The organism is Novosphingobium sp., from assembly GCF_019748365.1.
Taxonomy (GTDB): Bacteria; Pseudomonadota; Alphaproteobacteria; order Sphingomonadales; family Sphingomonadaceae; genus Novosphingobium.
Genome location: NZ_JAIEPN010000004.1, coordinates 52,791 through 73,779, shown reverse-complemented (window position 1 = coordinate 73,779; position 20,989 = coordinate 52,791). Strand labels below are relative to the sequence as shown.

34 protein-coding genes, 1 tRNA gene and 1 pseudogene are annotated in these 20,989 nt (G+C 66.2%); 27 read left to right on the top strand and 9 right to left on the bottom strand.

Annotation, left to right across the window (positions count from 1 at the left end; translation table 11 throughout):
- Positions 1 to 23: 23 nt before the first annotated feature.
- On the bottom strand, positions 24 to 842 hold the full coding sequence (locus K5Q19_RS01100; RefSeq protein WP_292939979.1) for a LexA family transcriptional regulator: 819 nt from the start codon (positions 840 to 842) through the stop codon (positions 24 to 26).
- Between K5Q19_RS01100 and K5Q19_RS01095 the strand changes: the two genes are divergently transcribed.
- From K5Q19_RS01095 to K5Q19_RS00980, 24 genes are all read left to right on the top strand, one after another.
- Positions 820 to 1,227, top strand: coding sequence for a YdaS family helix-turn-helix protein (locus tag K5Q19_RS01095; protein ID WP_292939977.1), 408 nt, complete (start codon positions 820 to 822; stop codon positions 1,225 to 1,227). The genes K5Q19_RS01100 and K5Q19_RS01095 overlap by 23 nt on opposite strands.
- Positions 1,224 to 1,676 (top strand): hypothetical protein, encoded by a 453-nt coding sequence (locus K5Q19_RS01090; protein WP_292939974.1) that lies wholly within the window; start codon positions 1,224 to 1,226, stop codon positions 1,674 to 1,676. The genes K5Q19_RS01095 and K5Q19_RS01090 overlap by 4 nt, the downstream gene beginning before the upstream one ends.
- 2 nt (positions 1,677 to 1,678) lie before the next feature.
- Positions 1,679 to 2,041 carry an ogr/Delta-like zinc finger family protein gene (locus K5Q19_RS01085; RefSeq protein WP_292939971.1) on the top strand — a complete coding sequence of 121 codons (363 nt, stop codon included), beginning with the start codon at positions 1,679 to 1,681 and terminating at the stop codon, positions 2,039 to 2,041.
- A gap of 123 nt (positions 2,042 to 2,164) precedes the next feature.
- Positions 2,165 to 4,882, top strand: a complete 2,718-nt coding sequence (locus K5Q19_RS01080) for a toprim domain-containing protein (protein WP_292939968.1) — start codon at positions 2,165 to 2,167, stop codon at positions 4,880 to 4,882.
- A 14-nt stretch (positions 4,883 to 4,896) separates the two neighbouring features.
- Complete coding sequence (locus K5Q19_RS01075; RefSeq protein WP_292939965.1) at positions 4,897 to 5,109, top strand: hypothetical protein; 213 nt, start codon at positions 4,897 to 4,899, stop codon at positions 5,107 to 5,109.
- Positions 5,109 to 5,354: a hypothetical protein gene (locus K5Q19_RS01070; RefSeq protein WP_292939962.1), complete on the top strand. Its 246-nt coding sequence runs from the start codon at positions 5,109 to 5,111 to the stop codon at positions 5,352 to 5,354. Before K5Q19_RS01075 ends, K5Q19_RS01070 begins: the two co-directional genes overlap by 1 nt.
- Positions 5,351 to 5,848, top strand: a complete 498-nt coding sequence (locus tag K5Q19_RS01065) for a hypothetical protein (RefSeq protein ID WP_292939960.1) — start codon at positions 5,351 to 5,353, stop codon at positions 5,846 to 5,848. Before K5Q19_RS01070 ends, K5Q19_RS01065 begins: the two co-directional genes overlap by 4 nt.
- 100 nt (positions 5,849 to 5,948) lie before the next feature.
- Positions 5,949 to 6,071, top strand: coding sequence for a hypothetical protein (locus tag K5Q19_RS01060; protein ID WP_292939958.1), 123 nt, complete (start codon positions 5,949 to 5,951; stop codon positions 6,069 to 6,071).
- Entirely contained in the window at positions 6,068 to 6,292 is a 225-nt protein-coding gene (locus K5Q19_RS01055) for a hypothetical protein (protein WP_292939956.1), read from the top strand. The genes K5Q19_RS01060 and K5Q19_RS01055 overlap by 4 nt, the downstream gene beginning before the upstream one ends.
- A complete protein-coding gene (locus K5Q19_RS01050) occupies positions 6,282 to 6,533 on the top strand; it encodes a hypothetical protein (protein WP_292939954.1) in 252 nt (83 codons plus the stop codon). Before K5Q19_RS01055 ends, K5Q19_RS01050 begins: the two co-directional genes overlap by 11 nt.
- 22 nt (positions 6,534 to 6,555) lie before the next feature.
- Positions 6,556 to 7,107, top strand: coding sequence for a hypothetical protein (locus K5Q19_RS01045; protein WP_292939952.1), 552 nt, complete (start codon positions 6,556 to 6,558; stop codon positions 7,105 to 7,107).
- Positions 7,104 to 7,565: a hypothetical protein gene (locus K5Q19_RS01040; RefSeq protein WP_292939950.1), complete on the top strand. Its 462-nt coding sequence runs from the start codon at positions 7,104 to 7,106 to the stop codon at positions 7,563 to 7,565. Before K5Q19_RS01045 ends, K5Q19_RS01040 begins: the two co-directional genes overlap by 4 nt.
- Complete coding sequence (locus K5Q19_RS01035; protein ID WP_292939948.1) at positions 7,562 to 8,068, top strand: ASCH domain-containing protein; 507 nt, start codon at positions 7,562 to 7,564, stop codon at positions 8,066 to 8,068. The genes K5Q19_RS01040 and K5Q19_RS01035 overlap by 4 nt, the downstream gene beginning before the upstream one ends.
- Entirely contained in the window at positions 8,065 to 8,280 is a 216-nt protein-coding gene (locus K5Q19_RS01030) for a hypothetical protein (RefSeq protein WP_292939946.1), read from the top strand. The genes K5Q19_RS01035 and K5Q19_RS01030 overlap by 4 nt, the downstream gene beginning before the upstream one ends.
- Position 8,281: 1 nt before the next feature.
- Positions 8,282 to 8,647: a hypothetical protein gene (locus K5Q19_RS01025; RefSeq protein ID WP_292939944.1), complete on the top strand. Its 366-nt coding sequence runs from the start codon at positions 8,282 to 8,284 to the stop codon at positions 8,645 to 8,647.
- Positions 8,648 to 8,904: 257 nt separating this feature from the next.
- Positions 8,905 to 9,180, top strand: coding sequence for a hypothetical protein (locus tag K5Q19_RS01020; protein ID WP_292939942.1), 276 nt, complete (start codon positions 8,905 to 8,907; stop codon positions 9,178 to 9,180).
- Entirely contained in the window at positions 9,177 to 10,013 is an 837-nt protein-coding gene (locus K5Q19_RS01015; RefSeq protein WP_292939940.1) for a phage antirepressor N-terminal domain-containing protein, read from the top strand. The genes K5Q19_RS01020 and K5Q19_RS01015 overlap by 4 nt, the downstream gene beginning before the upstream one ends.
- A complete protein-coding gene (locus tag K5Q19_RS01010) occupies positions 10,010 to 10,255 on the top strand; it encodes a hypothetical protein (RefSeq protein WP_292939938.1) in 246 nt (81 codons plus the stop codon). Before K5Q19_RS01015 ends, K5Q19_RS01010 begins: the two co-directional genes overlap by 4 nt.
- Positions 10,252 to 10,419 (top strand): hypothetical protein, encoded by a 168-nt coding sequence (locus K5Q19_RS01005; protein ID WP_292939936.1) that lies wholly within the window; start codon positions 10,252 to 10,254, stop codon positions 10,417 to 10,419. Before K5Q19_RS01010 ends, K5Q19_RS01005 begins: the two co-directional genes overlap by 4 nt.
- Positions 10,416 to 10,982 (top strand): DUF1643 domain-containing protein, encoded by a 567-nt coding sequence (locus tag K5Q19_RS01000; RefSeq protein WP_292939934.1) that lies wholly within the window; start codon positions 10,416 to 10,418, stop codon positions 10,980 to 10,982. The genes K5Q19_RS01005 and K5Q19_RS01000 overlap by 4 nt, the downstream gene beginning before the upstream one ends.
- Positions 10,979 to 11,722 carry a DNA methyltransferase gene (locus K5Q19_RS00995; protein WP_292939932.1) on the top strand — a complete coding sequence of 248 codons (744 nt, stop codon included), beginning with the start codon at positions 10,979 to 10,981 and terminating at the stop codon, positions 11,720 to 11,722. Before K5Q19_RS01000 ends, K5Q19_RS00995 begins: the two co-directional genes overlap by 4 nt.
- Positions 11,719 to 11,901 (top strand): hypothetical protein, encoded by a 183-nt coding sequence (locus K5Q19_RS00990; protein WP_292939930.1) that lies wholly within the window; start codon positions 11,719 to 11,721, stop codon positions 11,899 to 11,901. The genes K5Q19_RS00995 and K5Q19_RS00990 overlap by 4 nt, the downstream gene beginning before the upstream one ends.
- Positions 11,898 to 12,092, top strand: a complete 195-nt coding sequence (locus tag K5Q19_RS00985) for a hypothetical protein (RefSeq protein WP_292939928.1) — start codon at positions 11,898 to 11,900, stop codon at positions 12,090 to 12,092. Before K5Q19_RS00990 ends, K5Q19_RS00985 begins: the two co-directional genes overlap by 4 nt.
- Positions 12,082 to 13,179, top strand: coding sequence for a tyrosine-type recombinase/integrase (locus K5Q19_RS00980; protein ID WP_292939926.1), 1,098 nt, complete (start codon positions 12,082 to 12,084; stop codon positions 13,177 to 13,179). The genes K5Q19_RS00985 and K5Q19_RS00980 overlap by 11 nt, the downstream gene beginning before the upstream one ends.
- Before the next feature lie 51 nt (positions 13,180 to 13,230).
- Here K5Q19_RS00980 and K5Q19_RS00975 read toward each other — a convergent pair.
- A tRNA-Trp gene (locus K5Q19_RS00975) sits at positions 13,231 to 13,306 on the bottom strand.
- A 64-nt stretch (positions 13,307 to 13,370) separates the two neighbouring features.
- Here K5Q19_RS00975 and aat point away from each other — a divergent pair.
- Complete coding sequence (gene aat / locus K5Q19_RS00970) at positions 13,371 to 14,159, top strand: leucyl/phenylalanyl-tRNA--protein transferase (RefSeq protein ID WP_292939924.1); 789 nt, start codon at positions 13,371 to 13,373, stop codon at positions 14,157 to 14,159.
- A gap of 35 nt (positions 14,160 to 14,194) precedes the next feature.
- On the opposite strand, the pseudogene K5Q19_RS00965 reads toward aat, so the two are convergent.
- From K5Q19_RS00965 to K5Q19_RS00950, 4 genes and pseudogenes are all read right to left on the bottom strand, one after another.
- Positions 14,195 to 14,605, bottom strand: a pseudogene (locus K5Q19_RS00965) (DUF2155 domain-containing protein); the annotation flags it as partial.
- Entirely contained in the window at positions 14,605 to 15,018 is a 414-nt protein-coding gene (locus K5Q19_RS00960) for an NADH:ubiquinone oxidoreductase subunit NDUFA12 (protein ID WP_292939922.1), read from the bottom strand. The gene K5Q19_RS00960 and the pseudogene K5Q19_RS00965, both read right to left, overlap by 1 nt.
- A gap of 213 nt (positions 15,019 to 15,231) precedes the next feature.
- Positions 15,232 to 15,747 (bottom strand): DUF192 domain-containing protein, encoded by a 516-nt coding sequence (locus tag K5Q19_RS00955; protein WP_292939920.1) that lies wholly within the window; start codon positions 15,745 to 15,747, stop codon positions 15,232 to 15,234.
- Positions 15,725 to 16,333: a RecX family transcriptional regulator gene (locus tag K5Q19_RS00950; protein ID WP_292939918.1), complete on the bottom strand. Its 609-nt coding sequence runs from the start codon at positions 16,331 to 16,333 to the stop codon at positions 15,725 to 15,727. Before K5Q19_RS00950 ends, K5Q19_RS00955 begins: the two co-directional genes overlap by 23 nt.
- A gap of 116 nt (positions 16,334 to 16,449) precedes the next feature.
- Between K5Q19_RS00950 and K5Q19_RS00945 the strand changes: the two genes are divergently transcribed.
- Together K5Q19_RS00945 and K5Q19_RS00940 are read left to right on the top strand one after the other, a co-directional pair.
- Entirely contained in the window at positions 16,450 to 18,207 is a 1,758-nt protein-coding gene (locus tag K5Q19_RS00945) for a fatty acyl-AMP ligase (RefSeq protein WP_292939916.1), read from the top strand.
- Positions 18,204 to 18,569, top strand: a complete 366-nt coding sequence (locus K5Q19_RS00940) for a hypothetical protein (RefSeq protein ID WP_292939914.1) — start codon at positions 18,204 to 18,206, stop codon at positions 18,567 to 18,569. Before K5Q19_RS00945 ends, K5Q19_RS00940 begins: the two co-directional genes overlap by 4 nt.
- A gap of 10 nt (positions 18,570 to 18,579) precedes the next feature.
- Here K5Q19_RS00940 and K5Q19_RS00935 read toward each other — a convergent pair whose 3' ends face one another.
- Genes K5Q19_RS00935 through K5Q19_RS00925 form a run of 3 tightly spaced genes read right to left on the bottom strand, consistent with a single transcriptional unit; the run spans position 18,580 to position 20,868 of the window.
- Positions 18,580 to 18,885: a hypothetical protein gene (locus K5Q19_RS00935; protein WP_292939912.1), complete on the bottom strand. Its 306-nt coding sequence runs from the start codon at positions 18,883 to 18,885 to the stop codon at positions 18,580 to 18,582.
- Positions 18,885 to 19,655 (bottom strand): hypothetical protein, encoded by a 771-nt coding sequence (locus K5Q19_RS00930; protein WP_292939910.1) that lies wholly within the window; start codon positions 19,653 to 19,655, stop codon positions 18,885 to 18,887. Before K5Q19_RS00930 ends, K5Q19_RS00935 begins: the two co-directional genes overlap by 1 nt.
- A 7-nt stretch (positions 19,656 to 19,662) precedes the next feature.
- Positions 19,663 to 20,868: a toxic anion resistance protein gene (locus K5Q19_RS00925; RefSeq protein ID WP_292940125.1), complete on the bottom strand. Its 1,206-nt coding sequence runs from the start codon at positions 20,866 to 20,868 to the stop codon at positions 19,663 to 19,665.
- Positions 20,869 to 20,989: the final 121 nt, after the last annotated feature.

Below are 20,989 nucleotides of genomic sequence, written 5' to 3'. Positions count from 1 at the left end.
CGACTAGGATAATCACGATACCCTCACAGTTTCCGCGTGAACGCCACCACCCGGCCGATCAGTTGCACCTCACCATCGTGCGAGGTCTCTTCGGGCACCGCGGGATTGTCTGACAGGAGCCGCAAGCCGCCGTCCGGCGTTGGCCGCAGCCGCTTGACCATCCCGAGCCCGCAATAGGCGAGCGCCCAGATCTGATCGGACATGCTGAGCGATTTCTTCGAAAGGTCGAGCAGCAGCGTATCGCTGTCCAGCAGCGTCGGCGCCATCGAATCGCCCACGCCCTGCACCCATGCCAGATGCTCCGGCGCGGCCTTGGTAAACTGGCGCAGCCATTCGCGCGGGAAATAGCGCACCTGCTCGGTCACCGGCACATCAAGGAACGTAGCGCCCATGCCGAAGGCGAGATTCAGTTCGCGCACGGCAACCATGCCCAGCTCCGCAGCCTGCGCTGCGGGATCAAACGTCTCCTCGCTTGGGAAACCACGAAATCCGAGGCGCTTGTCCTCGATGCCCGCTCCTGATCCGAGCTGCTCGGGCCGCTGCAGCCGGTTCGCGATCACGCCGGCGCGCATCGCGGCCAGCGTATCCTCGCTGATCTGCTCGCCATCGACGTCGACCATGTCGATCTTCTGATCGGTCACCCCCATCAGCCAGTTGAGATTGACCGCAAGGTTGACTGCGATCTTGGGCAGCCACCGCGAATTCTGGGACGCGCCGGTCAATATTCGGCTGATCGTGGCCTGCGTGCAGCCGATGGCAGCCGCAAGCTGATCCTGCGAGACGCCTATCTCGTCCATGCGTTCCTGCAGGCGAACGGCCGTGATCGAGCGAAGCTTCACCATCGCCTCCGTTCTACCGACCGCCCCTACAGCATGGTTCATGCGTTTGCGCTTGACGCGTCATGCGTTTGTGCATATTAACCCATGCATGACACCCGCCGATGCCCTTTCCGAATGCGCCAAGCGCGCCGGTGGCCAGGTTCCGCTGGCCGACAGGATCAAGGTTTCCCAAGCCAGCGTCTCGCGCTGGATGAGGGGGCTCGGCACCCTGCCCGGTGAGAAGGTGCTGCTCTGCGAACAGCTCTATGGTGTTTCCCGGCATCTGCTGCGTCCTGATCTCTATCCGGTGGAGGTGCCCGCTGCACCCCCGGCATGGCACGGCGTAGACCGGGGCGGCGAACGCGTCTCTTTCAATCGGAACAGCGATTTGCAGGGCCGCGCAGCATGACCAAGCGCCGCGAGCCCCTCACTTTCCACCGCGCGCTCACCGTGATTGCGGCGCGCATCGGGTGGGACAAGTGCGCCATGCTGGTGGGCCGCAGCGAGCGGCTCGTGCGCATGTGGTCCGATCCCGATGCGGACAGCGAGATTTCGATCATCGATGCGCTGCGGCTCGATGGCGCCTTCATCGCCGCCGGCGGGGACCATGGCCCGTTCCACCGCGTCTTCACCACCCAGCTTGAACTCGCCGCGCGCGATGGCACCTCTGCCGATCTCGCCTTCGCCGCCGCCAATGCTGCGCGCGAAAGCGGAGAGGCGATCAGCGCCCTGATCGAAGCGGCGACTTGCCGCGACCCGGCGAAGCGCCGCGCCGCCCGCCGCGAGGCCGAGGAAGCGATCGAGGCCCTGACGGACGGCATTGCCGCGCTCGATCGTCACGAAGTGGGGGAAGCATGACCATGGCAGCCGAAGCCCTCATCCCCGCCGAGCACACCCCGGCTGACATTTCCGATCAGCCCGGAAAATCCGGCGCGCTGCGCTGCCCGCATTGCGGCTGCGTCGGCCGCCGCCGCACGAGCCGCGAGATCACGCCGACGCACCGCGAGATCTACTATCAGTGCTCAAACCTGTTTTGCGGCCACGCATGGCGCGCCAGCGAGCACTATGACTGGGGCCTGACCCCCAGCGCGATTCCGAACCCCAAGGTCGATCTGCCCCTGCGCGTCCCCACCCGGCAGGAAGTGCTCGAAATGCTGCGCCCGGTTGATCCCGCGCAGCCCGAGCTCTTCGCGCCAAGCCCGCCTTACGAGCCGCCCCCCTGATTTCTGGGGCTGATCCCCGGCCCGCCTCCCAATCAAGCCCCGCCAACCCTGCCCGCCCGCTGGACCCCGCTTCCGGCGACGCCCTCTCCATGCCCGCCGCCTTTCTGAAAGCCCCCGTTTTTCATGCGCGATGATATCCGCCAGGAAGTCCTCACCAACATCAAGCGCGACTTCAGGTTCGACGCGGAGGAGGGCGATTGGCTGCAGAAGGGCAAGTGCCCCCAGTGCAGCAAGCGCGAGCTCTATACCTCGGCCAAGAGCCCGTGGGTGCTGCGCTGCGGGCGGCAGAACCGCTGCGGATGGGAAGGCGAAGTCCGCGACCTTTACCCGGAGATTTTCGACAACTGGTCGAACCGCCACCAGCAGACCGAGACGAACCCCCACGCTGCCGCCGATGCCTATCTCAGCCACGCGCGCGGCCTCGATCTGCGGCTGCTGCGCGGGTGCTACACGCAGGAAACCTACGTCGATCGCCAGCGCAATATCACCAGCGCGACGGTGCGCTTTCCCCTTCCCGGCGGCAGCCACTGGGAACGCCTGATCGATCAGCCCGGCCGGTTCGAGAAGAAAGCCCATTTCGCCTGGGGCAAAAGCTACAAGGGCCAGTGGTGGCAGCACCCCGCGCACACGATCGAGGACCTTGCCCAGGCCAGGGAAATCTGGATCGCGGAAGGGATTTTCGACGCTTCCGCGCTGGTGCAGGCCTTCGGCCACGCCGATCTGCACGAGAAGGGCCTCGCGGCCGTTTCTGCGATGTCGGTCAACAACTATCCCGAACATGCGCTCGATGCCCTGCGCAAGGCGATTGCCAACGGGCCAAACCCCACGCACCAGCCCCGCCTGGTCTTCGCGTTCGATATCGGCAAGGCGGGCACGGAATACACCCGCAAATACGTCAAGCGCGCGCGCGATGAAGGCTGGGAAGCCACCGCCGCGCAGCCCCGGCCGGAAGGGGAGGACGACAAGCTCGACTGGAACAACCTGCTGGTGCGCGAGCGGCTGACCGCCAAGCACCTTGAGGAATACCGCCAGAACGGCGCGGTGCTGATCGCCGAGGATGCCTTCGAGAAGGCGTGGATGATGTGGCAGCAGCGGGAGCGCACCAGCTTCCCGCTCACCTTCAATAACGAGATGTACTGGGCCGAATTCAGCCCGAAGAAGATCGCCGATACCTACAAGGAATTGATGGAAAACCCGGATTGGGCGGACCGCGATCCCAAGGAAGTCCGGCAGGAAGCCGCCGAGCAGGCTGGCGCGATCACCCGGATCTGCAACGCCAGCTTCCGCACGCTCTATTTCCAGCGCAACCCCGCGACCGAGGAATCGCTCTACTACCTGCGCATCGATTTCCCGGTCGACAAGCCGGCGGTGAAGGCAGGCTTTTCGGGCGGCAGCATGGCCGCCAGCGCCGAATTCAAGAAGCGCCTGATTTCGGTCGCCTCGGGCGCGGTCTGGCGCGGGACGGGCGAGCAGCTTGACCGGCTGCTGGAAGCGCAGACCCGCCGCATCAAGACGGTCGAGACGCTGGAGTTCACCGGATATGACCGCGCGCGCGAGGTCTATGTGCTCGGCGATATCGCGGTGCGCCGGGGCCGGGTCCATGACCTCAACGAAGAGGATTTCTTCGATTTCGGCGATTGCTCGCTGAAGCTCGCCACCACCGAGCGGCTGCTCGATATCGAATACGACAGCCAGAAGGTGCCGACCGACTGGTTCCCGGTGGTGATCGATGCCTTTGGCGAGAACGGCCTCGTCACCACCGCCTTCTGGGCGATGAGCCTGTTTGCCGAACAGATCCGGCATGAGACCAAGAGCCTCGGCTTCCTCGAAATGTCCGGCCTGCCCGGCACCGGCAAATCGACCTTGCTGGAATTCCTGTGGAAGACGGCGGGGCGCGAGAATTACGAAGGCTTCGACCCCACCAAGGCCACCGCCGCCGCGATCGCGCGCAACCTCGGCAAGGTTTCCAACCTCCCCGTTGTCCTCATCGAGGGCGACCGCAGCGACAGCGCGCCGCATTCCAGGCGGTTTGAATGGGAGGAGCTCAAGAGCCTCTACAACGGCCGCGCCACCCGCAGCCGCGGCGTGAAGAACGGCGGCATGGAAACGTTCGAGCCGCTGTTTCGCGGCGCGATCATCATTGCCCAGAACGATCCCGTCATGGCCACCCCGGCGGTGCTCGAACGCATCATGGGCCTGCATTTCGACAAGGCCCGCTTCAGCCCGGAAACCAAGGCAGCGGCGGAAAAGCTGGAGCGTTGGCCGGTGGAGGACCTTTCCGGCTTCATCGTGCACCTGCTGCGGCGCGAGGGCGAGTTCCTGAAGATCTGGCGCGAATGCTACCCGCGCTACGTTGATGAGCTGCAGCGCGCCACCGGCGTCAACAACGTGCGCCTGCTGCGCAACCACGCCCAGCTCGCCGCCGCGCTCACCGCCATGCGCTGCATCCTGCCGATGAGCGAGGGGCTGCACCGTGCCGGCCTCGAATTCATCGCCGAGATGACCAGGCAGCGCCAGCTCGTTTCCTCCAGCGAACACCCGGTGGTCGAGAAGTTCTGGCACATCTTCGATTACCTGACCGAGATCGAGGCGGACGATACCGCCCGCCCGCTCAACAACAGCCGCAAGGCCGAGAGCGAGATCGCGGTCAACCTGCCGCAGTTCTTCGAACGCTGCCGCGCCCACGGCCAGAACCCGCCGAGTGAGGACGATCTGCGCCGCCACCTGAAGGCGAGCAAGGCGCGGAAATTCGTCGGCCAGAAGTCGGTCAACAGCCCCAGCGGCAAGTTCTTCCACTGCTGGGTCTTCCAGCGCCCGCTCTCCGAAAACCCCGTGATCTGAAGAGGAGCATATCGATGCGACTGCCTCCCAAAACGCGCCTGATCCTTCCCAGCTTCGAATGTGGTTGTGGCCAGATCCACAACAGCGCCGATGGCCAGCTTCCGGTGGGCTGGACCCAGCGGCAGGGCACCGTCTGGTGCGCCGATTGCACCCGGCTCGGCATCCCCACGCGCACCATGCTTTCCGGCGGGCACCCCCGCCGCAATCGCAGCAAGGCGGCCGCGTGATGGGCTGGGTGATCGATATCCCGCGCCCCGCCGGGCCTACTGCCGCCCCGGCCTGCTGGCCCTATCGCCAGCACCGCACCATGGCCGTTGTCATGCGCCACGAAGCGCTTGCCGAGCGCAATCGCGGCGAGTTCGAGTGCGAGGAGAACCCGGTGGTCATCGAACGGCTCAACCGGGCCGAGGCGCACCGCAACAACCGCGCCTTCGTGTTGGCGCTGGCCGAGGCGAGGGAAGCCCGGCCATGAAGCTCAAACCCGTCCCCGAGGTGCTCGTGTTCGGCGATCCCGCCGCGCTCGATATCTGGCCTGCCGCGCCGGCATGGGCGTGGAACTATGCCGCGCTGCTATGCCAGGCCGAGGAAAGCCTTACCCGGCGCGAGCAGGCCTATCCGGAGTGGATACGCAGCGGCCGCATCGCCAGCGACGCTGCCGAGGCAGATATCGCCGCCTGGCGCCTGATCGTGGCCGAATGGCGCTGGATCGTGCGGGGAGACGGCGAACTGCCGCCGCCGCACACCCTCACCGCCCGGCGCGCCGCGATCGAGCTTTCGCTCGAACGCGTGGAGGCCGAAGCGCGCCGCCGCCGCAGCCCCGAGCTGATCGATCAGCAGGAGCGCCTCGGCGCCCTCCTCTGGCACCTGCAGCGCACCGAGCATGGCGCACCCAAGGTGCACCGCCTCGCCCGCCTCTCGCGCCTGCTGCGCGCGGATGCGGCCCCGCAGAAGGCGGCAGCGGCATGAGCGCCAAGCTCCTCTTCGCCCTCCTCACCCTCACCGTGCTGCACTTTGCCGAGCGGATCATCGCCGGCGTGGCGCAGTGCCCGCTTCTGGAGACCTGCCCATGGCTCTGATCCCCCTCGAACCCGAACCGCGCCCGCACCGCCTGCGCTTCATCGCGGTCTACCTCGGCCTGATGCTGCTCACCGCGCTCGTCACCGGCCTTTGCGCATGGTGGCAATCGTGAAGCGCCAGATCCCCAACCACGTGCAGGATGCGCGCCGCCGGGAACTTTACGAGCTGAATGCCCGGCGCGTGCTGACCGATGCCGAAGCGGCCGAGCTCGATAACCTCGAACAGCGGCTCTACCACCGCGTCTGGCGCGCGCAGCAGCGCGAGGCAGAGCAGCACCTTGCCCGGCTCGCCGCGCAGCAGGCTCTTCCGGGGCCAAGGCGTCATGTCGCGTGAGCGCCTCTCCCCGGCCGAGCGCTGGCGCCAGCACCGCGCCGCCTTCACCCTCGCCCTCGAACTGCGCTGCACCCCGGCAGAGGCGGCGCAGGAACTCGCCCGCCGCGAAGCCCGCGCCCGCTGGGAAGCGAGCAACGCCCGCCTGCAGGCGAAGATGAACGGGCGCCCCTGCCAACCGCCACCACCCCCGCCACCCGCACCCGAGGGCCAGCCACCACCGCCCTGGATGCTCTTCGACTGACCACCACGAAAGGACCCGCCAAATGTCCGTCTACGTCACCACTTATGAGATCATCGGCGCGCACGAGCTGGCCGATGATTACTACGCCCGCATCGATGCAGCGCGAGAGGCCCAGTGGGCTTTCGTCATTGAGATCGGCGGCGTCAGCTTCCGCCCCGGCCACAACGGCGGCGTGCAGAGCTTGTTCTTTGGCACGCTTCCGACCGGGTGGCGCGAAGTCGGCAGGGACCGCGAAAGGATCGAGGCGCGCCCGCGCAAGGGCAGCAAGATCGGCAAGGAACTTGCCGCGCGCATCGCCGCCCTGCCCTGCGCCCCCCAGTCGCACGAGCTGGCCTCTGCCTACGGCTACAACCCGAAGGAATGGGCGATTGACGGCGGGCGCATCTACTTCCCGACCGACCTTCGCACCGAGTTCCCCGAGCGGCGGACGTTCCTGCGCCTGCCACGCTTCGCCAATGATGGCTTTGAGCCCGACGAAGCGCTGCTACGCGCCCTGCCCGAGAGCCAGTTCATGCTCGCGGTCGAGCTTCACAACGCCGAGGCCAAGCGGCTTCGGGAAGGCGGTGCGGAATGAGAAACGACTATCTCGCCATCGCCCATGAGGCCCTCAAGCTATCGCTCAAGGGCAAGAGCAACCCGGAAATCAAGGTCGCCCTGAAGTTCCACTTTAGCGCTGATGTTGTTCGGGCCGTGCAGTGCGCACGCCTTGATACCGGCTTTAATGAGCCTCGCCTCACCGATGATGAAACAGCGCTCATTCTGGCTGTGGCGAGGGCCGAACGGGCAGCTGTCGAAAGGGGTGACGCGTGCGCGCCGCAGCTCAAGTATTGCAGTGGCGGCATGTTCTGGCCGCGGTCGCGCTCAGCGTATCTGGCCTACAAGCGGCTCGGCACTCATCGGAAAGGCGAAGACCCGACCCGCCCGGGCACCGGCCTCGGTTTACTGCATCCATATAGTGGATACGTTCGCCTCACCCGCGCTGGGTGGGCTTTGGTCCATGCGATCAAAGCGCAGGAAGGCGGTGCGGCATGAAGGCCCTCACCATCTGGCAGCCGTGGGCCAGCCTGATCATCGCTGGCGCCAAGCCCTATGAGTTCCGGGGCTGGCGCCCGCCGCGCGCGCTGATCGGCCAGCGCATCGTGATCCACGCGGCCGCGCGCAAGATCGATTTTCTCGAAACGCGCGATCTGCTGCACGTCCATTACTACCGAGGCGCTAGTGATGACATCGATCTGGCCGCGCGCGAAACCTGCCTGATCACGGAGAAGGCGTTGCCAATCCTGGCTGATGCGCTTTTCAGCGGCGATCGGATGCCCATGGCCTGCGGCATCGGCACCGCCGTGGTGGGCGAACCCCGTCTCGGCAGCGAGATCGCCGAGGAATTCGGCGTCCCCCGCGCGAACGATTCCGACCGCGACGAACACGCCAACTGGGGCTGGCCCATGCTCGAAATCGAAGCCTGGCCAACCCCCATCCCCATGCGCGGCGCGCAGGGCCTCTGGAACTGGCCCGAGCCGGAAAGGGTGGTGCCGTGAGCAACAAGCCACCCACCGATTACCTGAAGGCCATCAAGCGCATCGCCACGCAGGAGGGCCAGCTCCGCGCCGCGCGGCACGAGCGCGAGGTTGCCATCCGCGAGCGCGAGGTGGCCGAGCGGCAGGTCCGCTCCCTCACCCACGAACTGCAAGCCGCACGCCGCGAAATCGCGCGCCTGCAGTCCCTCTCCCCCCGCCAACAGGGAAACTGACATGAGCGACAACACCACCTTCGATCAATTCACCCGCTGGCTATGCCCGCTTTGCAACGAGCCCGGCATCGATAGCTGGAACAAGGCGCTGCACGATGGCGTCGACCACCACGGCAACTATCCCAACCCGTGGATACTTGGCGATGATTGCCAGAAGTGCTTCCATCCGCTGACCGTTGCCTACTTCGCACATGATGAAGCCCCGCGCGTCATCGCCGCGCCGAACGATCACTCCTACGATTACGAACCGGCTGCCATGGCCGAGTTTCAGGCCAACCATGCGGCCGGCGTGGAACTCCTGCCCTCCCTTGTCCGCGATAGCGACTGGAGCCGTGGCTGCCTCGCCGCGAAAGGGCAGATCCAGTGATCTTGACATTCGGCGAAACCCGGAGCAGCTTTCGCCCCGTCACCGCAGATACGGCGGTGGCGCGGGTTAGAAGCCGCAATGGATCACGCCGACAAGGCGCGCCGCTGGATGATTCCGGGCGCGTTTTTCTATGGTCGGGGGCGTCGGGGTTCCGCAAGGAACGCCGGCCCCGCGTGGTCCACCGGTCTTCTAACCCGGCGTTCCCCGGCCACCAGGTTAGAAGCTGTGGGCCGGGTCCAGACAAAAGGACCACGACCATGAGCGACCCCGCTTTTGGCGAGAACGTCACTCGCCTGTTCGATCCCGCCAAGAACACCCATTTTGCCGTCTCTGAAGACGCCAAGCTCGAACTGCGCGACCTGTTCGCCGCGATCGAAGCCTTGGGCCTGATCATGGACACGCCGCCCGATCAGGATGCGGCGGAAATCACCCCCAGCACCGTCGCCCCCATCTTCGCCAGCTTCGCGCGACACGGCCAGCGCGTGATGGACGAGATGCAGGTCCAATTCCCCGGCAAGAGGAAATCCGCATGAGCACCAATCTGCAAATCGTCCCGTTCGCCCATGGCGACATTCTCACCGTCTGCGAGGGCGACAACATTCGCGTCGTCATGCCAGCCGTGGTCAAGCAGATCGGGCTTGACTGGGAGCCTCAACGCAAGCGCATCGAGCGCCACCCGATCATGGCCGAAGGGACCTCCATAATGGAGGTCCCTTCGGCAGGTGGCCCCCAGTCCATGGTGGTCATGACGCTGGAAGGGTTTCATACCTTCTTGGTCACTTTGCACCCCGACCGGATTACCGATCCCGGGGTTCGCGAGCGCGTCTTGGCTTACCAGCGCCGCGCCTTCCGCGCGGTGTTCGAGCATTTCCATGGACCGCTCAGGATTGCCAAGCAAAGGCCGCTGTCAGTCGCCGAGTTCATGCGCGTCGGCACGGCGCTCAAGCGGGAGACCGACCCAAATCTTCGCGCAGGCCTGTTCGAACGGCTTGACCAGATCACCGATAGCTGGGGCATTTCCCGTTGTGGCCGCGATATCGGCCACGCCGCGCCCGATGTTTCCGGCTTGCTCGCCCAATTCTGGAGCGCGGTGACCGAGGTTGAAGAGGCAGGGATCAAGCTCAACCAGAGCAGGCGCAACCACCTCATCGCGCTCAACCTGCCGCAGGTGCAGAAGGTTTTTGCGGAGGTCGGCGTGCCTATCGAGATCGATACGCCGCTCATGAACGCACTGCGGCTGTGCCAGTCACCCCGCTTCATCCGCGACAAGACCGTGAACTGTTCGGACGGGAAGAGCCGGTTTTGCTGGACTTTCAGCCATGCCCCGCTGCTTGAACTGCCCGAACCTGAGGGATTGCCAGCATGATCCGCAGTCGCTTCAAGCAGCCCACCGAAGATCCGCGCCCGGTCAACTGGCCGATCAAGCACCCCTATTGGGTGAGCGGCGTAGGCCACGGCTATCATATCATCGTGGCCTATGCCGATGATGAGGCCGAGATCCTCGCGAACTGGCCCGAGGCCACCGATATCGATTCCGAGGAGGCGACCGAGTACACCTTCACCTCGCGCTTTTATAAGCCGCGCTGGTTTCAGGAGGCCGCGCGGTGAACCAGCCCCTCATCCCCCAAGCCATCCTCCAGCGCGCCATGCAGCGCCTGGTCGACGAAGGCCGCGCCGAGTTCGTGCAGACGCGCGGCCGCCCCGCCATCCGCCTCACCCCCCTCGGCCTCGCGCTCAAGGGCGGCGCGCAGCATGGGAGGAAGGCGCGATGAGCGAACCTCTCGACCTCTTCGGCCACCCGATCATTCACCGCAGCGCGTACATTGCAGGGGATTGCCGCTATTCGCTCAGCCGCAAGTGGGGCCCCGGCCCGCTCGCCTGCGTGATCGGCCACAACCCGTCGACCGCAGACGGCCTGCAGGACGATCCCACCACCCGCTGGTGGAACGCCTGGTTCGCGCTGTTCGGCTTCGGCGGCTATGTCGCGGTGAACCTCTACCCGTGGCGCAGCTCGGACCCTGCCGAGGTCTATCGCCGGGTGGACGGCATCGATGGCGGCGACTGGGGCGCGCGCGATGATCTCTACTACAGCAACCTCGAATGCGTGACGCACTGGGCAAAGGCGGCCGATCAGGTCTTCGTCTGCTGGGGCGCGATCGCGCGCGAGTGCCAGTGGCTCGACCACGTGATCGATGAAATTCAGAACGGCGAGGGACAGCATCCCGATCTCTGGTGCTGGGGAAAGACCGCGAGCGGCGCCCCCAAGCATCCGATGGCGCGCGGCGCCCACCGCATCGCGCCCGATCAGAAGCCGATCCTGTGGAGGGCCGCATGACGCCCGTCGAGATCGGCCCGCACCGCCTGTTCCTCGGCGATGCCTATCGCATCCGGCCCACGCTGGGGTGGCAGGATGCCGATGTGATGGACCCGCCCTATGCCTTCAACAACGCCGGGGGAGGCGCCTTCCGCAAGACGCGCGAGGGGGCCAATCGCATCGTGGAAGAAGGGCTCGATCGCGGCTTCGATCGCTCGATCATCAACCCGGCGTGGAGCGGCGCGGTGGTGGTGTTCTGCCACCAGGACCAGCTCGGCGATCTGATCCCCGAAATCGCCGAGGATGACCGGGGCGATGCCGATGCCCTGATCGTGGCCGACATGTTCGCCCATCTGCGCCCGCGCTTCCACCGCGCCACGCTCTGCGTCTGGACCAAGCCGAACCCCTCGCCGATGGCCAACAAGAACTATCTGGCGGACATGGAGCCCTACATCCACGCCTGGAACCGGGGCTGGCACCCGCAGGGCGAGCACCATGACAAGCACCGCTGGACGCACACCGGCACCGTGCGCACCGCCGCCTTCGATCACCCGACGGTGAAGCCCGATGCGCTAATGAACAAGATCCTGCGCAACGTGGCGGGCGAGACCGTCTGCGATCCCTTCATGGGCACCGGCTCCACCGGCGTCGCCGCGATCCGCGCCGGCAAGGTCTTCACCGGCATCGAGCACAACCCCGCGCACTTTGAGACGGCCGTCCGCCGGATCACCGCGGCGTGGGAGGAACGGTGCGCGGCATGACGGAGCCCATGACCCACTACTGGCGGATCCGCGCCACCCTGCCCGAGCGCTTCGGCCAGCCCTGCCGCGTGATCGCGCGGGGCCGGATGAACAGCATCCAGATCGAGTTTGCGGACGGCGTGAACCACATCGTCAGCCGCTACGCCGTGCGGCGGCTGCCCGAGGTGAGCGCACCATGACGAAACCGGCCATGATCCCGCAGGCCGAGACGGCGCGCGCCTGCAAGGCCGTTGCCGAAGCCGGATTTCAGCGGGCTCGGATCGTCTTGGATTTGGCGAATCAGCGGATCGAGATCATCATCGGCGAATCGGACGGCCCCGCACCGGGCGCCGCCAACCCGCTCGATCGTTTCCTTCCGAATGGCTCGTAAAGAAAAGCTCCCGCCCTACGTCAGCTCGTTTGTCGATCGCCATGGCAAGCGCCACTATCGCTGGCGCCATGCCGGGCGCTCGGCCTATTTCAAGGCGCATCCGAACTCGCCGGAGGGGCAGACCGAGCTGGCAGCCTTTGCTGCGAACACGAAGGCCGAGCCTGCGCCGCGCTATGCTCATGGAACGGTGGGCTGGGTGGCCGCGCGCTACTACACATCGGCGGCTTTCCTCGGCGGGAAGAGCGAGGCGACGGCGCGCACGGCGCGGCTGATCCTCGAAAAGTTCGTGGCCGAGGTGCAGCACGATCTGATCGTGAACTTCCGGTTCGACCATATCGAGGCCCTGCTGCTGCGCGCGGCAACCAAGCGCACCGATGCCAAGGGCCGCACGATCGGCGGGCCGAGCGCCGCCGCCAACCTGCGCGGCGAGATGAAGCCGTTCTTCGACTATGCGATCAAGCTGCTTGGCCTGCAGCGGCCCAACCCGGTCGATCAGGCCGAATCGATCGCGGTGCCCAAGGGCGGCTTCCACACATGGACCGAGGCAGAGATCGCGCAGTATCGCGCCCACCACCCGCTGGGCACCAAGCCGCGCCTCGCGCTCGAAATCTTCCTGTGGACCGCGCTGCGCCGGGGCGATGCCTCTACCTTCGGGCGCAAGCACCTGAAGGACGGCATGATCGAGGTGACGCCGGCGAAGACGAAGGACAGCACCGGGCAGACCATCTGGCTGCCCGCCGCGCCGCAGCTCATGGAAGCGATCGAGGCGATGCCGGTGACGGGGACCGAGACCTTTCTGGTGACGGATTATGGCAAACCCTTCACCCGCGCCGGGCTCGGCCAGCGCATGCGCAAATGGTGCGACGATGCCGGCCTGCCCCACTGCAGCGCCCACGGCCTGCGCAAGGCGATCACGCGCCGGGCGGCCGAAGCGGGCGCGAGCAATCAGGAATTGAAGGCGGTGGGAGGCTGGACCACCGACCGCCAGGTCGCAACCTACACCGCCGCCGTGGAGCAAAAGCGCATGGCCGAGCAGGCCATTACCCCGGTGATCGCCTTCGATTTGGCTAACTGTCCAAAGCGCTGATTGTCTAACCCAGCCCTAACCGCCTGAATTAGGCGCCTTTTTGCCACGAAGTGGCAGGAGTGGAGGGACTCGAACCCCCGGCCCTCGGTTTTGGAGACCGATGCTCTACCAACTGAGCTACACTCCTGTGCCGGAGAAGCGCCCTTAGTGGGTTGACGCGGCCAGCGCAACCAAAGAACAATGCTGGAAAGATGTCACGGCACGAGACCTCGATCATTCCGCCCGAGCTTTTGCTGCAGGCCTATCGCGCCGGCATTTTTCCGATGTCGGACAGCCGTGACGATCCAGATGTCTATTGGGTGGAGCCGCGCATGCGCGCGATCCTGCCGCTCGACGGGTTCCACTTGTCGCGCAGCCTTGCCCGCACCTTGCGCCGTGGGCGCTTCCGCGTGACCTGCAACGAGGCGTTCGACGCGGTGATCGACGCTTGTGCCGCGCCGCGCATCGATGCGGAGGACAGCTGGATCAGCCTGCGCATCGCCGAAAGCTATCGCGAGCTGCACCGCCACGGGCATGCCCATTCGATCGAGACCTGGCAGGAAGGGCCGGGCGGGACCGAAGTGCTCGTCGGCGGGCTCTATGGGGTCGGGTTCGACCGGGTGTTCTGCGGGGAAAGCATGTTCAGCCGCACGAGCGATGCGTCCAAGGTCGCGCTGGCGTGGCTGGTCGCGGCGCTGCGGCGCGCAGGGGCGCAGCTGCTGGATTGCCAGTTCACCACGCCGCACCTTGCCTCGCTGGGCGCGGTGGAAATTCCGCAGGCGCGCTATCTCGATCTGCTGCAGGCCGCACTGGGGCCAGGCAACAGCGCTCAGGCCGGAGGCGTATCGTCGGCCGGAACAGCGTCCGGCGCGGCGGGTGCTGCTGCGGGCGCAAGCGGCTTGCCGGCGGGCTTTGCCGCGCTGCTGGTGGACGCGGCGGCGGCGGGGCTGTCCTCCTCGCCGGGGAACTTCATCGCGCAGTCCTTGACCCAGACGTCATAGACCGGGTGCTCGACCACATTGAGCGCGGGCGAATTCCTGTAGAGCCAGCCCGAGAAGACCTTGTGCCAGGCGAGCTTTTCCCGGGTGGTCGCGCGCTCCTCGACAAAGAGCTGGACGAAGGCGCCGGTCTCGGGCGGATCTTCCCACGGGGCGGTGCGCTCGCACGTGGCGAGCTTGATGATTGCATTGCCGATGCGGCGCGATTCGCCGGTCTTCAGCTGGACGATCTGGGTGATGTTGTTGCGCTTGTTGAGGAAGCCGAGTGTCGCCACGCGGTCCTTGACCGGGGTGCCGAACTCGTTTTCGACCACGCCGGACGCATCGGCGGCGGGGCCCGCCCCTTGCGTCGCCTCGCTCGGCGGCGGGGCTTCGGCGTTCTTGTTGCCGCCGCATGAGCCGAGCGCCAGCAGTGCCGGCACAAGCAGCAGCGGTGCGATGTGGCGCATCAGCCTTCGGGCGACCAGGCTTCGTAGTCGCCCGTAGCCCGGGCCCGCTTGCCGCCGCGCTCAAGCGCGCCCTGCGGGCGATAGGCGGCAGAAGTGCCGGTGGCGTTGGGGGTGAAGTCCACTTCCCAGATCCGTGCCGGGGGAAGGTTGCTTTCCGGCGTGCCATCGAAATTGCCATGGAGCCAGCCGTGCCATTCGGCGGGCACGCGGCTGGCATCATTGGCGCCGTTGTAGATCACCCAGCGCCGTTCGCGTCCGGCGAAGGGGTGGCCCTTCGGATAGGGCTTGCGCGCGCGGTAGTAGGTGTTGCCTTGCGCGTCCTGGCCGACTTTCACGCCATTGCGCGCGCTGTCGACCATGGTGCCGAAAGTGGCGCCGTCCCACCAGGTGAAGATCTTGCCGAGGATGCTCATGGCATGCGCGCTTAGCGTCTCAGAGGGGGGCCATGCAAGCGGCGGATGCATCGTTCCGGCACGATGTGTCCGCATAAGTGGTTGCATTGAGGCCCTGCCTTCATAGTCTGCACAGCAAAGCCCCTTGCGCAGGGTAGCGGCGTGGCGTGGGAACATATCGAGATTGCCCGGTTCGGCGGGCCGGTGCCGCCTTCCGCGTTAGTGGACAAAAGCCTACCAGTTGACCGTGTCGCCCGGTTTGAGGCCAATCTGCGCGGCGCGCCCGCCAATGAGCTCCAGCACGCCCGCCGCATTGCCAAACGAGGGCAGCGGCGAAAGATCATAGGGCACCGCATTCGCAGCGATGTTGAGCACCTTGTGGTCCGCGCCGACGAAGATGATGTCGAGCGGGATCACCGTGTTCTTCATCCAGAACGCGGCGGGGCGCGGCGGATCCATCGGGAAGATCATCCCCTCGTCCGCACCCATCGTGGTGCGGAACATCAGGCCGCGCTCCTGCTCGGCGGGGCTGGCGGCGACTTCGACCTTGAACACATGCGCCCCGCCAGCGGTCGTGACAGTCAGCGGCACGACCTTGAGGCCCGAGACCGGATGGACCGCCGACTGCGCAGCGGGCGCCGTGGTGACCGTACCCTGCGCGCTGGTCGAACCGGCGCCGAGCGGCGAGCAGCCTACGGCGGCAATCACCAGCGCCAGGCCGGCGGCCCTATTCCAAAGCGTCTTCGGCATGTTCGTCAGCCCATTCTTCGAGTTCATCAAGGTCCCGCGCATCCATCACCCGGCGTACGTGGTCAAGCCCGTGTCCGGCGCGAAGATAGGCCGCGAGTTGCTTGCGGCGCAGGGCAGGATCAAGACAGGGTTCACCTGAATAAGGCCAGAACCGCTTGCGCCGCGCAAAGGCCATGACGGCATGGCGGCGCTCGGTCTCGCTGCCGCGCGCGGCGGCGCGCAAGGGCTCGGCAATGCCATCATGGCTGAGCGTATCGTCGATCCGCCGCGCGCCATAGCCCCGCCGCCTGAGGCTTTCGCCCTTCGCGGCGGAGAAGGCGGCATCATCGAGGTAGCGGCGCTCGGCCATGCGGGAAACGACCGCGGCCACGTCCGGAGCGGTCTCTTCCGCCCAGCCGCGCTCGCGCAGTTTGCGTTTGAGATAGTCTGCCAGCCGCCCCGAACTTGTCGCAAATCGCGCAACATAGGTCAGTGCCAGCGCATCGAGAGCAGCTTTATCCAGCGGAGGTGGCTGGGTTTTCTGCCGTCTGCCCCCGGCCCGGCCCGGCCCGCGCGCGAAACTGGTGTCGGAGTTTCGTGGCGACATGCCTCATTCGTGCCACAGTCCCGCGTAAATGGGAACATCCCGCAAGGTGTTGCGGGAACAGAACAGGCCGCCAAGGCCCCTTTCAAGATCAACCAGACCAATAAACGGGGTAACGCATGACTGTCCTGGAAGCCGCCACCAAGGCCGCTCTGGTTCCCACGCCCAACGATGACGGGCGTCCGCGTCGGTTTGCCGATTTCAACACCTTCTGCGAGGCGCTCGATTTCGCCGCAGAAGGCGCCTGCGGGCTCAATTTCCACGACGCGCGCGGCAACCTGGCCCACGTCTATCCCTATTCCGAGCTGCGCGCCGATGCGCTGGTCGCCGCGCGGCGGCTGATCGCGATGGGCGTCCAGCCGGGCGACCGCATTGCACTGATTGCCGAGACTGGCCCCGATTTCGCCGCCCTGTTCTGCGGCGCGATGTATGCGGGCGCCTGGCCAGTGCCGCTGCCGCTGCCGACCAGCTTCGGCGGCAAGGAAAACTACATCGATCAGCTGGCGGTGCAGATCACCAGCTCTGACCCGGCCATGCTGCTCTATCCGGACGAGATTGCTGCGATCTGCGCTGCAGCGGCAGAGCGCTGCGGCTGCAAGGGGCTGACCTGGCAGGAATTCGAAGCCGCCGCCGAGCCTTCGGACGCGCCGCTGCCGACGCCCGACCCGGACGCGATTTCCTATCTGCAGTATTCAAGCGGCTCGACCCGCTTCCCCCACGGCGTCGCCGTCACCCACCGCGCGCTGCTGGCGAACCTTGCCGGCCATTCCAATGGCATGAAGTTCCAGCCCGGCGACCGCGCGGTGAGCTGGCTGCCGTGGTACCATGACATGGGCCTCGTCGGCTGCTTCCTCTCGCTGATCGCCAACCAGGTCTCGGCCGACTACCTCAAGACCGAGGACTTCGCACGGCGCCCGCTGGCGTGGCTCGATCTGATCAGCCGCAACCAGGGCACCACGCTCTCCTATTCGCCGACCTTCGGTTACGACATCTGCGCCCGCCGCATCTCGAGCCAGAGCAATGTCGCCGAACGCTTCGACCTTTCGCGCTGGCGGGTGGCGGGCAACGGGGCGGACATGATCCGGCCCGACGTGATGCAGAGCTTCGTCAACGCCTTTGCCGACGCCGGCTTCAAGGCGAGCGCCTTCCTGCCGAGCTATGGCCTTGCCGAGGCGACCCTCGCCGTCACGCTGATGCCGCCGGGCGAAGGCATCCGTGTCGAGCTCGTCGAGGAAGAGCGCCTTTCCGGCACCCCGCGCGATCTTTCGCGGCCTGCCCGCTACCGCGCGATCGTCAATTGCGGCGTGCCCGTGCGCGGCATGGAAATCGAAGTGCGCGGCGAACATGGCGAGGCCCTTTCCCACCACCATATCGGCAAGGTGTGGTGCCGCGGCACCTCGGTCATGCACTCCTATTTCCGCGATCCCGAAGCGACCGAAGCCTGCATGGTTGATGGCTGGCTCGATACCGGCGACATGGGCTACCTCAACGAAGAGGGTTACCTGTTCATCGTCGGCCGCGCCAAGGACATGATCATCATCAACGGCAAGAACCACTGGCCGCAGGATATCGAATGGGCGGTGGAGCAGCTGCCGGGATTCCACCAGGGCGATATCGCGGCGTTCTCGGTCGAGACCGAAAGCGGCGAGGAAACCCCGGCGGTGCTCGTCCACTGCCGCGTTTCGGACCCCGAGGAGCGCGTGAAACTGCGCGATGCGATCCGCGAGAAGGTGCGCGCGATCACCGGCATGAACTGCGTGATCGAGCTCGTGCCCCCGCGCACGCTGCCGCGCACCAGCTCGGGCAAGCTGAGCCGCGCCAAGGCGAAGAAGCAGTATCTGAGCGGCGAGATCGAACCGTATAGCCTGGCGGCGTGAACGCGTCCGCCCCGCCTGCACCGGACCGCCTGATCTTCATCTACAACGCCAATGGCGGGCTGGTGCAGATGGCGCTCGATTCGCTGCACAAGACGCTTTCGCCCTCGACCTACCCGTGCAGCCTCTGCGCGGTGACTTACGGCTCGCTGCGGATGGACCCGAAGTGGCGGAAGTGGCTGGCGGGGCTGCCAATGCCGGTTGTGTTCCAGCACAAGGACGATACGCCGCACAAGAGCGTCCCGCTTCCGGCAGTCCTGCGCGAACGCGGCGGCAAAGTCGAAGTCCTGATCGACGCGCCGACGCTCGACAGCCTCGGCACGCTTGATGCGCTGATTGCGGAAATGGAAGCGCGCCTCGCCTGAGACGCGCCGGTCAACCGACCAGTTTCTCGCCCTTTTCGCGCACCGCAGCCTCGATCATCCGCCGGGCGAAGCCGGCGCCGGCGGGAATCTCCACCTCGAAATCGAGCGAAGCTTCGGTGATCGTGGCGCTGCACGGGATGGTGTAGCCCATGGCGCTGACCACCAGCGCAAGCGTGTCCTCATCGGCCCAGCTGGTCTCGACCGTGGCGAGGCTGCCGAGCATGCCCTTGGCCTTGTCTTCCGCCTGCCCCAGCCGCGCGGCGATGCGGCGGCGCAGTTCGTCCTTGCCAAGGGTGTGGGGGATCGAGACGCGCATCAGCTTTCCGCTTTGGGGGCCGCAAGCTGCGGGGCGACCTGCTCCAGCCCATCCCCGTATTTGTAATCGAGGAAGCGCCCACGCACGGCGAGGGCATCGAGATCGCCTGCCGCGAGCTGGCGCGTCACCGCGTCGATTTCCTGGCTGATCTTGCCGAGCCCGTCGGTCAGCTGCTGATCGGCACTGCGTCCGTCGCGGGTCTCGCGGCGCAGGTTCGCCGGGATGCGGCGATAGCTTTCGACCATGCCGGGCAAATGCTCGCCCACCAGCTTGCGCACTTCGGAAACGGCGGGTTCGGCGGGATCGACGCCTTCGAGCTGGAGGCCAAGGCCATCGAGCTGCACACCGATCTGATCGATGAGGCTCACGGCAGGCGCGGGGAGCGCCGGGCGCTGGGCTTCGAGCCAGAGCTCAGTGCGCGCCACCATCGAGCGGACGTCGCCGCGATTGAGCATGCCGAGTTCGGGCACTTTCATGCGGGGGTAGGTGCCGAGCACGGCAAGCGCCGCGACGACGGCAAGGAACGTCACGACAATCCCGGTGAAGCCGATGCCATCGATCGCCAGCCCCGTGACCAGCGCGCCGAGCAGGATCGCCATGACCGCAAAGGCCATCCGCGCGGCCTTGCGCGCCATGTGGAGCCGCTTCAGCTCCGCCGAGCGCCGCCCGATCGAACGCCCGCCGACGCGCCGTCCGCCGGCCTGCTGGCGCTGCAGGCTGGCGCGCGCCTCGGCAAGGATGCGGCTGCTCTCGCTCGCGCTTTCCGCCATGAGTGGGTCAGCCCTCCAGGCTCAGCAGCGGCGAAGTGGCACCGCCTTCCAGCTTCGCCTGTGCTTGCCCTTCGGCGCGGGCGATATAGCCCTTGGACTTCTCGACCTCGCCCGAAAGCGTATCGACCGTCTGCTTCATCGCATCGAGTGCTTTCAGCTTGAACGTGTCGATGGTGTCCATCGTCTCGTAGATGTTCTGGAAGGCGCGTTGCAGCGTTTCCAGCGGGATCGTCGACGAGGCCGCCATTTCGTGGATCTTGCCGGTCTGTTCGCGCAGCAGCTTGCCGGTGGAATCGATGATGTTCGCGGTCGTCGTGTTGAGCGCGGTGATCTGCGAGAGCACGAGGCGCTGATTGGTCATCGCCTGCGCGACGGTGACCGCGGTGCGCAGCGCGGCGACGGTGGTGGTGCCGGCACGGTCGACGCCCTTCACCAGCTCGACGTTGTTCTTCTTGACCAGATCGAGCGCGAGGTAGCCCTGCACGGTGACGGCCATCTGGGTCAGCAGGTCCTGTGTGCGCTGGCGGGTGTAGAACAGCGCCGTCTCGCGGATCGCCTTGGCCTTGGCGGGATCGGTGTGGTCGAGATCGTTCGCGGCATCTTCCAGCTTCTGATCGAGCACCTTGGAGATGTGGATCATCTGCTCGAGATTGCCCATGGCTTCCCACAGCTTGCCGCGCTCCACGTCGATCGCGGCATTGTCCATCAGGAGCTCGTCCTTGCCCGAGGCAAGCCGGTCGAGGATCGCCTTGATGTGGCCTTGCGAGGATGTGTAGCTGTCGAAGTAGTTCTTCAGCTTGTTGCCGAAGGGGATGATGCCGAGGATCTTGCGCGGGGCGGAAAGATTGCCCTGCCGGCCGGGATCGAGCTCCTCCACCGTGCGGCGCAGCGCGGCGAGATCGGCGCCGACGCCGCTGTCCTTGTCCATCGCGCGGACGGGCCGGTCGAGGAAGCGGTTCGACATGCCCGCCGCCGCCGCGATTTCCTTGCGGCCCATGTTGGACAGCTGATCGACGCGCTTGCCGAATTCGGGGCTCGCCGCATCCTGCGCGACGAGATCGGCGACGAAGGCTTCCGCGCGGGCTTCGAGCTTCGACTTGGTATCGTCCGCGACCGGCACGAGACCGGCCGCCTGCGTCGGCGCGACGACCGGCACCGGATCGGGCGGGGTCAGGGTGATCGGGGAAACGGTATCGGTCGAGTTGCTGGCCATGGCGTAACGTCTCACTCCCGCCCCCGCGATATTCGGCGGGCGCTTGTACTGGCAATGTGGCGTGCCAAAGGCCGCTTCGCAAGCTGTATTGGCAAGATAATACAGCAACTGCCCTTCCGAC